Here is a 15,307-nt window from a genome sequence, read left to right on the forward strand (position 1 = left end):
TATAAGATGATTAAGTATTAGTGATTTCCTGTCCTTCCCTCACGTTCTTCTTTTGCCGTTCGCAGTATTGACGGGGCGGCATTCCGTAACGTTGTGAAAAAGCTTTATAGAAAGTGCTTCGGTTGGTGAATCCCGTGCGGTCCATCAGCTCTTCGATGGTGAAGTTGCTGGAGACTAACAAGCGTTCCGCCGTGGAGAGGCGGTATTCTTTGATGATGTCGGCAGGCGATTTGTCAGTAAGTGGTTTCAGTTTGCGGTAGAACTGCCGGCTGCTGTAGCCCATTTCCTTACTCAAAAGTTCTACTTGCAGGTCTGGATTGGCTAAGTTCTTTTCAATGACTTCTGTCATTTTCTCTAAGAATTCTTGTTCTTCTTTGTGCAAGCAGCTTCCTTCTTTCCAGGTAAAGGTGCTGAGTGCCGAACTATAATATTCCTTCAGGTTTTCTTCGCGGCGGATGAGATGATAGACCATCTTTTCCAAATATTTCACATTGAAAGGCTTGGTGACATAGGCATCCGCCCCCGATTCCAGTCCTTTTACTTGGTCGTCTTCGTGATGCAGTGCTGAGAGCAGGATTAGGGGAATATGGCTCCACAGCTTGTGTTGCTTGATGGTGGAGGTGAAGGATAACCCATCTATATCGGGCATCATCACGTCTGAGATGATGAGATCTGGCTGTCGTTGCTCCAGGCTGTCTAATGCCTTTTGGGCATTATTGAAAGAGAGTACGTTGTATTTCTCTGTGAATATTTCGGATACGAACCACAGCATGGAAGGGTCATCATCTATCACCATGACCGTCTGCTTGTTTGCGTCGAATTCTTGGGTGTATTTTTCGGGCAATTCTTGCACTTCTTCGGTGGGAATGCTTGGAGAAGCCGCTTCGTATGCTGTTTGCGGTACTTCTTGTCCGTTGGGGGGGAGCGAGGGAAGGCTTACAGTGAAGGTGGTCAGTTCGCCCGGTGTGCTTTCGATGTTTATGTCTCCTTCCAACAGTGTCACCATGTTTTTGCAGATGGCCAACCCCAGTCCGTTTCTTGAGTTTTTGCCGTTCATCTCCACGGAGTCGAGAATCTTATAGCGGTCGAATATCTTTCCGAGATTTTCCGGTGTGATGCCTTTGCCGGTATTGGCTATCTTCAAAATAAGACGTTCGTTTTTCGTGTACAATGTTACGCTGATGTTCCCCTTGTCGGGTGTGTACTTGAAAGCGTTGGATATGAGGTTTCCGGCTATTTTGTTGAAGCAGCTCAGGTCGGTGTTCCATGTCAGTTCGGGGGCTATGTCAAGGCAGTAGTTCATTTCTCTGTTTTCCGCCATGTCACCGAAGGATTCGGCGATGTCCCTTAACTTTTCGGAAACAGGTTGCGGCTGTATGGAGAGCATTTTGTTTTCCGTTTCCAGTCTTCTGAACTCCAGCAATTCCACAATGAGACCATTCAGCTTTTCCACATTTTGCTGAATCATCTTGGCGTAGCGGTGCGTGTAGATATCTGTCTCCTTGTGGGTGAGTATCTTCTCGCACGGTCCCTGAATCAGGGTGAGGGGGGTGCAAAACTCGTGGGTGATGTTGGTGAAGAAGCGTAGTTTTGATTCATAGACTTCCTCTTTTTTCTGTCGTTCCATTTTCTTCATCATGTGCTGCCGCTTCAGGCGGTAGGTATAGAATGCATAGGCGACTATGCCTGTACATAATAGTAACCCTAACAAAAAGTAGCCCACATAGGCCCAGGTACTGAGATACCAGGGAGGAGCGATGTAAATGGTGAAGGCTTGCGGATGGCTTTCTTTACCGTTGATGTTGTTGCGGTATTTCACAAACAGAGTATATTCTCCGGGGGAAAGGTTGGAGAAGATGGCATTGGGTGAAACTCCGTTTTCTATCCATTGGTCGCTTGCTTCCTTTAGTTTATAGGAGTAGAAATAGTCGTTTCCGTTAATGTAGTCTGTTATCCGGAAGTTGAGCTGGAAGAAGTTGTGTTTGTAGTCCAGTTGTAGCACGGGCTTCCCGTCTTTGTAATGTAAAAAGTCATGCAGGTTGTATTCCTTACCGAAGATGGAAAGTCCTTTCAGGCTGATTTCGGGCATATAGTCCGTGGTGATGTAAGAATCGGGCTTCACGGTGACGAAGCCGTTTACACCTCCAAAGAAAAGGATTCCCGTAGCATTGTCTTTGTAGAAGGCTCCATCACTAAATTCGGTCACGGCCAGTCCGTTTCCGTTGTTGTAGGTCTGCTTGGTCTGTTCTTGGGGATTGAGTCTCATTAATCCTTGATTAGTACTCACCCAGAGATTGCCTCGGTTGTCCTCCAAGATACCATGTACGGTGCTGTTGGTGTAGAGCTTTGCACTGATGCTGTCTGGGTTTCCGTCTTCGTTTGAGTAGAAGCGGAGAAGCCCTGATCCAGTGCCCAGCCAGTAGCCTTGCTCGTTTTTGTGTATGGCGAACACATCGTTGGCGGTTTGGCTGTTTACCAAGTTGTTGAAGCGGAACTGTGCCATTTCTCCAGTACGTACATCAATGCGGTAGGCTCCGAGCCCTCTGTTCCCGAACCACAGCGTAGAGCTGCTTTCACGGTAGGAGGTGAAAAAATAGTTTGATGCCATATGTCCGTTACTCACCAAAGTCCGTGTAGCATGCTTCACAATAGGATCTTTTCTCTGATTTTCTAATGTCACCTTTACGATTCCTTCGCCCACGGTGGAAATCCAAAGTGTACTGTCATTGGTTTGATCAATGGAGTGCACATATTTCACTTTGGTTCCATTGGCTTGTACCGCCAGTTCTTTCAATTGGTGGGTAGAGTAGGAATAATAATTGATTCCGTTTTCCGTACCTATCCAAAGTCGGTCTTTTCCACCGGGTGCAAAACAGTAGACGGAGTTGTCGGTCAATGTGCTGTTACCGGTGATGAGACGATCATGTTTTTCGGGTGTATTGTTGACAAGATAATTCGGTATACGCAATATGCCACTGCCTTTGGTTCCTATCCATAAGGTTTGCTGTGGGTCGAGGTAAAGGCTGCGTACCGGGTTGTTCACCTGATATGCGGGAGTGTTGAGCAGGGTGTTGGTCATGGTGAATGTGTCATTGTAAAGCATGTATAACCCTTCTCCGTCGGTAGCTACCCATACGATATCTTGAAATTTGTCTTTCATCAGACAGAAGATGCCCGACTGTATTTCAGTGTATTCTATACGGTATTTAATCTTTTGGTTTGCTTCATATTTCAGTACTATCAAGCCGCTGCTTTTGAAACCGATACAGAAGTCATTTTCTCGTTTGATGATGGAAGATACTTCACCTCGTTTTTCTATTTCGTCTTTCAGGTCGGCAATGTAGTAACACTGTCGGTTGCTGAAACTATATTCGTAGAGGGCATAGGTTTCATCAATGAAGTAGGCTGAATCTTCTCCGATGAAGGCATGCTTCAAGCCGTGATGTCCAAATGGCTTTTCCGGAATCAGTGTCACGCTTTTTCCCGTGTGGTTCAGACGATAGCAACGAGTGTTGTTTCCAGTTGCGAATATCCAAAGCAGGTTGTTGGAATCAATGGTCATGGACAGTACTTTATTAAAATCCATGGAAGAGATGTTTAACTGGAGAAATTTCTGGTTCTCTTGTTGGTAGTGATACAGATTTCCGTCATCTTTCAGCACTAACATGCACTTGTTGTTGCTTCGTGCCAAGAAGATGTTGTCCTTGAATTCGGTAAAGGTCCGGCAGGTCTGTCGGTATGTATCCAATCTGTCTAACCCGTAGTTGGTTTGTAACCACAGTATGCCTGGCTCTGATTCTACGATCTGGCTGATAATGTTGCCTGACAATAGGTTGCGTGACACATCAACGGGCGTATATAGGTGGATATTGTTGCCGTCAAACACGTTCAGTCCGTCGCATGTTCCTATCCATAGTACACCTTGGCTATCTTGGTAAAGGGATTGGATGGCACTATTGGAAAGACCGTTTTTATTGGAGAATTGCCGTAGGCTGTAAGCGTACACAAAATCCGGAAAACAGCATAAGAGGCTGATAAGCAATAAAATCGTATGGCCTTTCCAGTATATGTCTTTCATGTGGCTTGTTGTATTGATTTTGAGTTGCAAAGATATATTTTAAGGTGGAAACAGTCAATATTTGCAATATATTTCTTTAGTTGTAGGCTTACAGTTTGCTTTGTATCTGCTCCGTATCCTTAGAAATGTATTTGTACGGAGCAGATAGGTATGGATATGATTAGCGAATGACCGCAGCGAATCCACCGTTGCGTGCCAAACGGACTGTGATATGGTCGCCTTTCTTCAAGGATTGTTCTTGCTTGCGGTAGTCCATGGCTTGGTGGTCAGCGTTGATGCCGTCTTCAAAAGAGGTCATGAGATAATTTTTTCCTTCTTGCAGGAAATCAAGGGAGATGTTAAAGACCCGTTCACGTTCGCGGTTGTTGGTCATGCCTCCTATATACCATTGTTCTCCTTTGCGTTTGGCCACGATGGCATATTCTCCTGCTTTGGCTTCGAGAGCGATGGTTTCGTCCCATGTTTGGGGTACTTGGGTGATGAAACGTGTACACTCGTCGTTGCGATAATAGAGGGTAGGATTGTCTGCCATCATCTGCAGGCCGGTTTCAAAAAGAACAAAGAGTGCCATCTGATAGGCACGTGTGCCGATGCTGGCAGAATTGGGACGTTCGGAATGGTAGACTTCAGGCTGCATGCTAAGCATGGCGCCGGGAGTATAGTCCATGGCTCCTACTGCGTTGCGTATGAAGGGGAAATAGACACTGTTGTCGGGACGGCATCCGCCCATTTGCTCCATACCTCTTACGCCTTCGTAGGAGAGTACGTTTGGGTATTTGTATTCTAATCCGGCAGGTTTGAAAGCACCGTGAAAGTCAACGAAGAGATGGTGTTTGGCGGCTTCATGTGCTACGCGTTCATAGAAATTTACCATCCATTGGTCGCTACGATCCATGAAATCTATCTTTACGCCTTTCACACCCCACTTTTCGAAAGTTTCGAATAGGTCAAAGTGGTTTTCTACCGTAAGCCAAGTGAGCCATAACACAATGCCTACGTTTTTTTCTTTGCCGTAGCGGATGAGTTCGTGTATGTCTACCGAGGGATTGGGTTTATAGGGGTTGCGGGTGTTCATGGCCCAGCCTTCGTCCATTACTATATATTCTACGCCGTAGTGGGATGCGAAGTCGATGAAGTATTTGTAGGTGTCAAGGTTGCAACCTGCTTTGAAGTCCACGTCGGGGCCGTAGGGTGTGGCTCCGTTCCACCATTCCCAGCTGGCTAGTCCTGGTTTAATCCAAGAGGTGTTTTCTATGACATTCTTTTCAGCGAGGCGATAGGATAGAGTGTTTTCTATAAGTTTGCGGTCATCGTCGGTAATGACGAAGTAACGCCATGGATAACTGCGCTTGCCTGCGGTACGGGCTATGCAGTTGGCTTCTTTCAGAATCTTGAGACTGCGGTCACCGTCTTCTCCGAATTCAAGAGGCAGACGGGGGAAGACGGCGGTAATGCCGCCTTGTCCATCGTTTTTCAGAAACATGGCGGGATAGTCTGTCAGATTGGTTTCACTCATGAGGATTTTGTCACCTTTGGGTGTGCTGGCTAAAAGGGGAAGCAGAGCCATGCGATTGGAGTTTTTCCACTCGCTGCTTGTTTGGTGGCGATATTCTTCTTCATAGGAAGTCTTAAAGCCGTCAGGTTGCTGAAGATGTAGCAGGCAATCATCCACAAAGTTCAGGCGGAGGATTTCATTCATTATTTCTTGCTCGCCTTTCAGGTCAGTAAGGAAGCGGTAGGCGAATCCGTCATCAAAGGCACGGAACTCTACTGAATAGCCTCCTTTAAACTTCAGTAGCAATTGGTTGTAGCGGTTGGTTATAGTAGAGAATTTCAGGGGTACGATGGGAGTCAGTTCCTCGTTTACATTTTGGCGTACTACTTTGTTTAGTTTAGGATGGATGCCCAGCTGGTGGTTGGCAGTTTCCAGACCAATGACACAGTTGTCCATCAGTGTTTGATTTCCTTGGGTTACATCATATTGGATTTGATCGGTCAGCTCCACCGAGATGCGGATGTTTCCGCTGGGTGAGGCCAGTTGATGTACTTTCTGTCCGAAAGCGGTCAGTGAGAGGCAGAGAACTGCCGAGAGTAGGAATTGTTTTTTCATGTTCTTAGCTTTTGGATTTTTACAATATACAAAAGTAGTTTGTATTCTGTAGGAAATGTATGCTATTTATGACATAAATATATAAAATCATGCCACAGACGACTTTTTACATATCTATGTCGCGAATCTGTACAGTATGAGAGTGAAGGATGGGCTATTTTTGTTACCAACATTCCACATGTCAGAGAACTATTGTTGCCGGATGGAGGCTAAAGAGAGAAGGTGAAAGAGCGGTTTGCGGCTAGAGGAAGCAGCACATTTATAACAAAGAATGCGGTGGTTTATATCGAATTGACATTATCTTTTACGAAAAAACAATAATAACAAAACCATGAAAAAGAGACGAATACTGATGGGGAAGACCCATCTGATAGCGGGAGCCGTGATGTTGGCCGTTGCAGGAGGACAATTATCGGCTCAGACCGTTGCACCGAAGAAAGCAAAAGCGTACATGGTGGCAGATGCCCACTTGGACACGCAGTGGAACTGGGACATTCAGACTACTATTAAGGATTATGTCTGGAATACCTTGAATCAGAACCTTTTCCTTTTGAACCAGTACCCCGACTATATCTTTAATTTTGAAGGTGGAGTGAAATATGCTTGGATGAAGGAATATTATCCTCGTGAATACGAAGTGATGAAGGCTTTTGTAAAGGCAGGTCGATGGCATGTGAGTGGGGCCAGTTGGGATGCTACCGACACTTTGGTGCCGTCTGTTGAATCGTTTATTCGCAACATTATGCTGGGGCAGGAGTTCTATCGTAAGGAGCTGGGGGTAGAAAGTACCGACATCTTCCTTCCCGATTGCTTCGGATTCGGTTGGACATTGCCTACTGTTGCTGCCCATTGTGGACTGATAGGTTTCTCTTCACAGAAGCTGGATTGGCGTAACAATCCTTTCTACGGTAAAAGCAAGCATCCCTTTACCATCGGACTGTGGAAAGGAGTGGATGGAGCGTCCGTCATGCTGGCTCACGGATATGATTACGGTCGTCGTTGGGATAATGAAGACCTTTCAGAAAATAAATATTTGATGGAACTCTCCAAATGCACTCCCCTGAATACCGTTTACCGCTACTATGGAACAGGTGATGTGGGCGGTTCACCTACCATCGCTTCTGTGGCTTCCGTGGAGAAAGGTATCAAGGGAGACGGTCCGTTGAAGATTATCAGTGCAGCCAGTGACCAGTTGTTCAAGGATTACCAGCCTTATGGCAGCCATCCCGAGCTCCCCGTATTTGACGGTGAATTGCTGATGGACGTTCATGGAACCGGCTGCTACACTTCACAGGCTGCTATGAAACTCTATAATCGTCAAAATGAACTTTTGGGTGATGCCGCTGAACGTGCTTCTGTGGCTGCTGCCCTTTTGGGGGTTGCCGAATATCCTGGCAAGAGCCTGACGGAGTCTTGGCAGCGCTTCATATTCCACCAATTCCACGATGATTTGACCGGTACTAGCATTCCCCGTGCCTATGAATTTTCTTGGAACGATGAACTTCTCTCTCTGAAACAGTTCTCCGGTATCCTGACTCATTCTGTGGGAAGTGTGGCAGGCAAGCTTGATACTCGTGTCAAGGGGATTCCCGTAGTGCTCTATAACGCTTCGGGCTTCAAGGTTACAGATGTGGTGACCATCGAAGTGGAGGCTTCCCGTTTTCCCAAAAGTGTGGCTGTATATAACGAACAAGGCAAGTTGGTGGTTTCTCAGTTGGTTTCATATACTGATGGAAAGGTCCGCTTGTTAGTAGAAGCCACTGTACCCGCCAATGGATACGCAGTTTACGATGTCCGCCTCTCCGGCGAAGGAAAAGAGATGTCTGCTGTTGAAGCTGCAAGTGTTGAAAATTCGTTCTACAAACTGACATTGAATGAGAACGGTGACATTACTTCACTGTTCGACAAGAGAATCAACAAGGAACTGGTAAAGGCTGGTAAGGCTATTCGTTTAGCCCTCTTCACTGAAAACAAGTCATTCGAATGGCCGGCATGGGAGATATTGAAAGAGACTGTGGACGCTACTCCTATCTCCATCACCGAGGATGTGAAAGTGACTCTTTGCGAAAACGGTGCATTACGTAAGACTCTCTGCGTGGAGAAACGTCACGATGATTCTTTTTTCCGCCAGTACATCCATTTGTATGAAGGTGTATTGGCCCACCGCATTGACTTTACTAACGAAGTGGACTGGCAGTCTACCAACGCTCTGTTGAAGGCTGAGTTTCCCCTCAATTTGAATAATGAGGTGGCCACTTACGACTTGGGCGTAGGCAGCGTGCAGAGAGGAAACAACATCTTGACCGCTTACGAAGTATATGCTCAATATTGGGCAGATTTAACGGACGCTAACGGTTCTTATGGTGTTTCCATCATGAACGACAGCAAATATGGCTGGGACAAGCCTGATAACAACACCCTGCGTCTCACTTTGCTGCACACTCCGAAGACAAAAAAGAACTATGCTTATCAAGATCGTCAGGACTTCGGTCACCATACCTTTACTTACAGCTTGGTAGGTCATGTGGGCGCTTTGGACGTAGTTCAAACCCGCGAGAATGCTGAGTTGCTGAACCAGCGCATCAAGGCGTTCGTTGTTGGAAAGCATCGCGGCGAATTAGGTAAGAGCTATTCATTGGCTTTTTCCGATAACCGGAATGTACTTATTAAAGCCTTAAAGAAAGCCGAAAGTTCAGATGAATATGTGGTACGCGTGTATGAAGCCGCAGGCAAGCAGGCGCAGAAAGCCTCGATTGTCTTTGCCGACAACCTTGTGGCTGCTGTAGAAGCAGATGGTACGGAAAAGACCATCGGTAAGGCTACATTCAGTGGAAATCGCTTGGAAGTGTCAGTCAATCCAAACAGCATTAAGACCTACAAGGTACGTTTTGCTTCCAATAAAAAGGTGCAGACGGTGGCCGAACCATTGCCCCTTGTTTATGACAAGAAGTGCTTCAGTTGGAACGAGTTCAAGGCTGCTGCCAACTTTGAGTCTGGTTATTCTTATGCTGCTGAATTGATACCTGCCGAGATGAATGTGCATGGAGTGCCTTTCAAATTGGAGACACGTGAAGAGCTGAATGGTATGGCTTGCAAGGGCAATGTACTGAAACTGCCCGCCGACTGTACTTATAACAGACTCTATATCCTTGCTGCTGCCGCTTCTGATAAAGATGTGAAGGGGATATTCCGCGTAGGCAAGTATGTGCAGGAAGTCATTGTTCCTTCTTATACTGGCTTCATCGGTCAGTGGGGGCACACCGGACATACGGAAGGTTATCTGAAAGATGCTGAAGTTGCCTATGTGGGTACGCACCGCCATTCCGGTGAAGGCGATCAGCCGTATGAGTTCACTTACATGTTTAAGTTCGCAATAGACCTGCCAGAAAAGGCTACTGAGGTGGTATTGCCCGATAATAAGGATATTGTTATTTTTGCCGCCACTTTGACTGATGTTGCTGCTACTTCTGTTTGTCCCGCTTCCGAACTGTTCCGTACGGCAAACAAGTGCAATCGCTATCAGACGGAAAGCTCCACAGAGAGAGTGAACATTCTGAAGCAGGACATGGTAATGGGCTATTCAAGCTATGTGAACGAGAAAGAGAAGCCGGCTTTCATGGTAGATGGCGACGAAAACACAAAGTGGTGTGCTATTGCTGAAATGCCCCACTACGTAGACTTTGATTTGGGCGGTGAAAGAAGCATTAATGGCTGGAAGTTACTGAACGCTGCCGGCGAAAACCATTCCTACGTCACTTCCTCCTGCTTTCTGCAAGGTAAGAGCGACAAGAATGGTGAATGGCGCACACTGGACTATGTTTCTGGTAATGGTAAGAATGTACTGAATCGCACGCTAAATAAGTCTGAAAGTGTTCGCTACCTGCGTCTTTTAGTGACACAGCCCATGCAATCGGCTTCTGGTAAAGATGTGCGCATTTATGAAATGGAAGTATACGAATAAACAGTTATTATATTCCCATTTTTCAGATCCTTGTGTCTGTCACCACAGACACAAGGATCTGATGATTCTCAGGTGTAAGTGCTTAATGTGAGTAAGTTAACAACTCTATTGAAGTAAATTTATTGGAAATAACAAATACCTTGAAAAATGAAAATTAAAATATTTGCTGTTGTATGTTTATTAGCTGCTAATCTCTTTACAATATCTGCTCAAAAGTGGTTTACGCCTGAGGCGGAGAAACAAGTGGATGCTCTTTTGAGCCAGGTAGTAGAAGGAAACTACAAGAATAATCGCTATCCTCTACTCCGTAAGCCCTTAATGGAACTTCCTTTAGGCAGTATCAAACCTAAAGGCTGGTTGCACGAAATGCTGGTTCGTCAGAAAAATGGCGCCAGTGGTCAGATGGATGTTCTTTACCCTTCGGTTATGGGCAAACGCAATGGTTGGTTAGGTGGTGATGGAGACCAGTGGGAACGCGGTCCATACTGGATAGACGGTCTACTTCCTTTGGCGTATATACTGGATGATGATGTCTTGAAAGCCAAAGTGCAACCTTGGATAGAATGGGCTTTGCAGAGCCAGCGTAAGGACGGATTCTTCGGTCCTGAAAAAGATTATCCGGGAGAGCCTGGACTGCAACGTGATAACTCGCAAGACTGGTGGCCGCGTATGGTCGTGCTGAAAATCCTACAGCAGTATTATTCGGCAACGAACGATAAGAGAGTCGTCGCTTTTATGACAAAATATTTCCGTTATCAACTGAATACCTTGCCGCAAAAACCTTTAGGACACTGGAGCAGTTGGGCAGAATTCCGTGCTTGTGACAATTTGCAAGCTGTATATTGGCTTTATAATCTTACGGGGGAGGATTTTTTGCTTGAATTGGGGCATTTGCTGCACCGGCAGAGTTTCAGTTTCATAGATATGGTAGATAGGGGAGACTTGCGCAGACCCTGCACTATACACTGTGTTAATTTGGCACAAGGCATCAAAGAACCGATTATTTATTATCAGCAAGATACCGACCGGAAATATATTGATGCTGTCAAGGAAGGCTTTCGAGATATTCGCCGGTTCCACGGACAGCCGCAAGGCATGTATGGAGGCGATGAGGCTTTGCATGGAAACAATCCTACACAAGGCTCGGAGTTGTGTTCGGCCGTAGAGTTGATGTACTCGCTGGAAAAAATGGTGGAGATTACAGGAGACATAGACTTTGCCGACCATTTGGAACGCATTGCTTTTAATGCTTTACCAGCCCAAATATCCGATGACTTTATGACTAAGCAATATTTCCAGCAACCGAATCAGGTGATGGTAACACGCCATCGTCGCAACTTCGACCAGGATCATGAAGGGACAGACCTTGCTTTTGGCACTCTGACCGGATACCCATGTTGTTTTTCGAATATGCACCAAGGTTGGCCAAAATTTACACAGCACCTATGGTATGCCACACCTGATAACGGCATTGCAGCCATTGTCTATTCTCCGTCGGAAGTAACAGCCAATGTGGGTGATAATGTACCGGTGGTTATCAGTGAAGATACTTACTATCCGATGGATCATCAGATAACTTTTACCATTAAAGAGGTGAGGAATAAGGTGAAACAAGTGAAATTTCCATTTCACCTGCGTGTTCCGAAGTGGTGCAAGCAAGCTGAAATACGGGTAAATGGAAAGATGGAGCAAACTGTCAAAGGTGGGAAAATAGCTATCGTAGACCGTATATGGAAGCGGAATGATAAGATTGAACTGTATCTGCCCATGGAGGTCTTTACTAGCACTTGGTATGAAAACGCAGTATCTATTGAAAGAGGTCCGTTGGTATATGCCCTGAAAATGGAAGAAAATTGGGAAAAGAAAGAGTTTAAGGATAGTTGGTATGGTTCTTATTATTATCAGGTGACTTCTTCGGATCCATGGAACTACGGATTGGTGGATTTTGACCGTAACAGAATGAACGAGGTGGCCCAAGTAAGTATCAATAGCCAAAAACAGCAATTGGACTTTCCTTGGAATCAGGAAAATGCACCGGTTGAAATAAAGATGAAGGCTCGTCTTATCCCTACTTGGACAGTATATAATGAAATGGCAGGGCCCCAGCCTTTCTCTTTCTGTGGCAGTGCCGAAGGAGGAGAGCAAGAAATCACGCTGATACCCTACGGTTGTACAACCCTGCGTATTTCAGAATTTCCAGTTGTTGGGAAATGATGTTTCCGAAGTATGGGGGAAACGGTGTGTCTGTTTTGTGACAAACTTGTTTTAGAATTCTGCCATGTCCGGAATGTGGACGGTTATGTCACGGATTTATAGTTGGCTTTTAACCTTACTGTCTATTTTTGCAATCGTTTTTAATAGGGTTTATATATTATATAAAAGAAGACTCCTGCAACGGAGTGAAAAACAAGTCGAACAATTTAATGCCGTAGAAAAAAGATGAAAAATTCCAAGAAAGCACTCCTCTGCCTATTGGCATGCGCCTTGGCAGTAACCGGATGCAAGACACAGAAAGAACCGGCTGTGGCAGACAACGCAATGCTGGTCAGATCTACACAAACACTTGATTCCTTATATGCTCACTATTCCGCACCGGGCACTTGTCTGTTGCGTGAGAATTATCCTTCGGACATGGAAGGCTATACCGCTACTTATTTGGCTTCCGAGGAACAGAAGAACCGTCCCAATCTCTACTCTTATTTGTGGCCTTATTCCGGTACCTTCTCCGCAGTGAATGCGTTGATGGAGGCCACTAAAGATAACAAGAAAGATTTCGGGAACTATCAGAAGTTGCTTGATGAGAAAGTGCTTCCGGGACTTGCTGAATATTTCGATGCTCGTCGTATGCCCAAAGCGTATGCTTCTTACATCAAGGACGCTCCGTTGTCCGACCGCTTTTACGATGACAACGTGTGGCTCGGCATTGACTTCACAGACGTCTATCTGATGACTAGCCAAGAGAACTATCTGCAGAGCGCCAAGCTTATCTGGAAGTTTATAGAAAGCGGTATGGACGATTGTTTGGGAGGAGGTATCTATTGGTGCGAACAGAAGAAGGAATCAAAGAACACTTGTTCCAACGCCCCTGGTTCCGTCTTTGCCCTGAAACTTTTCAAGGCTACGCAAGACAGCTCCTATTTTGAGAAAGGGAAGAGTTTGTACGAGTGGACTAAAGCAACATTGCAGGACACAACAGACTGCCTTTACTTCGACAACATGCGTTTGGACGGTGAGATAGGACGTGCCAAATTTGCCTATAACAGCGGTCAGATGATGCAGTCGGCTGCTTTGCTCTATCAGCTTACCGGTAATGGGCAGTATCTGAAGGATGCGCAAGCGATTGCTGCTGCTTGTCATAATTATTTCTTCATGGAATTCACCCCCGGACAGGGAGAACCGTTTCATATGCTGAAGAAGGGTGATGTGTGGTTCACCGCCGTTATGTTGCGTGGTTTTATGGAACTCTATCAGGTGGACGGTAACAAGGTTTATCTTGATTCCTTTGCCCGCAGTCTGGACTATGCTTGGACGCATGCCCGTGAAGAGAACGGCCTTTTCAATACTGATTTCACCGGCAAGAGCCGCGACAATCGTAAATGGCTGCTGACACAAGCCGCCATGGTAGAGATGTACGCGCGTTTGGCCGTGTTCGCTAATCAGTCTTTATAATTAAAACGAATCAGACCAAATGAAAAAGAGAAACATTACCTTGTGCGCTGTTGCCATGCTCTGTATGCAAGGCTATGCTAAGGCAGACACTTTTATTCTGAAAGGTGACAACACTTGTGTGGAGAACTATGCTCAGATGACTGCTGCTTACAAGAGCAATCGTCCAAAAATGAAGAAACGCCTTTTCACCTCAAAAGCGGTGGAAGCTGAGATTGTTCGCGTGAAGAAACTGCTTACCAATCCTAAGTTGGCGTGGATGTTTGAGAATTGCTTTCCTAATACGCTTGACACTACTGTACACTTTCGCATGCTGGACGGTAAACCCGATACTTTTGTTTATACCGGTGACATCCATGCTATGTGGCTGCGTGACTCCGGTGCGCAGGTGTGGCCATATGTGCAGTTAGCCAACAATGATGCGCAATTGAAAGAGATGCTCGAAGGTGTCATTCGCCGTCAGTTCCTTTGCATCAACATTGATCCGTACGCCAATGCTTTCAACGACGGACCTACGGGTGGCAACTGGATGACTGACTTGACAGATATGAAGCCCGAACTGCACGAGCGCAAATGGGAGATAGACTCTCTTTGTTACCCGCTTCGTCTGGCTTACCAGTATTGGAAAGTAACTGGTGACAGCAGTATCTTCGACGGTGAATGGATGAAGGCAATTACTGCTATCCTGAAGACTTTCAAGGAACAGCAGCGTAAGGACGGTGTAGGCCCTTACCGTTTCCAACGTAAGACGGAACGTGCTCTGGATACGCTGAATAACGACGGCTTGGGTGCTCCGGTCAAATCGGTGGGACTGATTGTTTCCGCTTTCCGCCCATCGGACGATGCCACTACGCTTCAGTACCTGGTCCCTTCCAACTTTTTCGCTGTCTCTTCTCTGAGAAAGGCTGCTGAAATTCTGACGGAAGTAAACAAGGAAACATCCTTGGCCAAAGAATGCACCGATTTAGCAGCCGAAGTGGAGGCAGCCCTGAAGAAATATGCCACTTACAATCATCCTGAGTTTGGGACAATCTATGCATTTGAAGTAGATGGATTCGGCAATCATCTGTTAATGGACGATGCCAATGTACCCAGCCTTCTTGCTATGCCTTATTTGGGTGATGTGGACGTAAACGATCCTATCTATCAGAATACACGCCGCTTTGTGTGGAGTGGCAGCAACCCTTACTTTTTTAAAGGTAAAGCCGGTGAAGGTATCGGAGGTCCGCACATTGGTTATGATATGGTATGGCCTATGAGTATCATGATGAAGGCATTCACCAGCCAGAATGATGAGGAGATAAAGATTTGTATCAAAATGCTGATGGATACGGATGCCGGTACGGGATTCATGCACGAGTCTTTCCACAAGGATGACCCCACTAACTTTACCCGTGCATGGTTTGCTTGGCAGAATACGCTGTTTGGAGAATTGATTTTGAAATTAGTGAACGAGGGTAAAGTGGATTTGCTGAACAGCTTGTAAAAACAG

The 15,307-nt window shown here is 45.9% G+C and carries 6 protein-coding genes; 4 read left to right on the forward strand and 2 right to left on the reverse strand.

All coding sequences use genetic code 11. The features are described from left to right. Nucleotides 1-10: 10 nt before the first annotated feature. Both CSD97_RS02150 and CSD97_RS02155 read right to left on the reverse strand, forming a co-directional pair. Nucleotides 11-4,078, reverse strand: a complete 4,068-nt coding sequence (locus CSD97_RS02150) for a hybrid sensor histidine kinase/response regulator transcription factor (protein WP_022401927.1) — start codon at nucleotides 4,076-4,078, stop codon at nucleotides 11-13. 160 nt (nucleotides 4,079-4,238) lie between these two features. Next, complete coding sequence (locus CSD97_RS02155) at nucleotides 4,239-6,188, reverse strand: glycoside hydrolase family 97 protein (RefSeq protein ID WP_098031903.1); 1,950 nt, start codon at nucleotides 6,186-6,188, stop codon at nucleotides 4,239-4,241. Nucleotides 6,189-6,519: 331 nt separating this feature from the next. Here CSD97_RS02155 and CSD97_RS02160 point away from each other — a divergent pair, with 331 nt between their 5' ends. From CSD97_RS02160 to CSD97_RS02175, 4 genes are all read left to right on the forward strand, one after another. Beyond that, the gene (locus CSD97_RS02160; RefSeq protein ID WP_098031904.1) at nucleotides 6,520-10,149 is read left to right on the forward strand and encodes a glycoside hydrolase family 38 C-terminal domain-containing protein; all 3,630 of its coding nucleotides are present in this window, start codon (nucleotides 6,520-6,522) and stop codon (nucleotides 10,147-10,149) included. A 147-nt stretch (nucleotides 10,150-10,296) separates the two neighbouring features. After that, nucleotides 10,297-12,363 carry a beta-L-arabinofuranosidase domain-containing protein gene (locus CSD97_RS02165; protein ID WP_098031905.1) on the forward strand — a complete coding sequence of 689 codons (2,067 nt, stop codon included), beginning with the start codon at nucleotides 10,297-10,299 and terminating at the stop codon, nucleotides 12,361-12,363. Between the two features lie 225 nt (nucleotides 12,364-12,588). Beyond that, a complete protein-coding gene (locus tag CSD97_RS02170) occupies nucleotides 12,589-13,818 on the forward strand; it encodes a glycoside hydrolase family 76 protein (RefSeq protein WP_098031906.1) in 1,230 nt (409 codons plus the stop codon). Between the two features lie 19 nt (nucleotides 13,819-13,837). Then, entirely contained in the window at nucleotides 13,838-15,301 is a 1,464-nt protein-coding gene (locus tag CSD97_RS02175; protein WP_098031907.1) for a glycoside hydrolase family 125 protein, read from the forward strand. Nucleotides 15,302-15,307 lie beyond the last annotated feature (6 nt).

Source organism: Bacteroides sp. AR29 (assembly GCF_900217715.1).
GTDB classification, from domain to species: domain Bacteria; phylum Bacteroidota; class Bacteroidia; order Bacteroidales; family Bacteroidaceae; genus Bacteroides; species Bacteroides uniformis.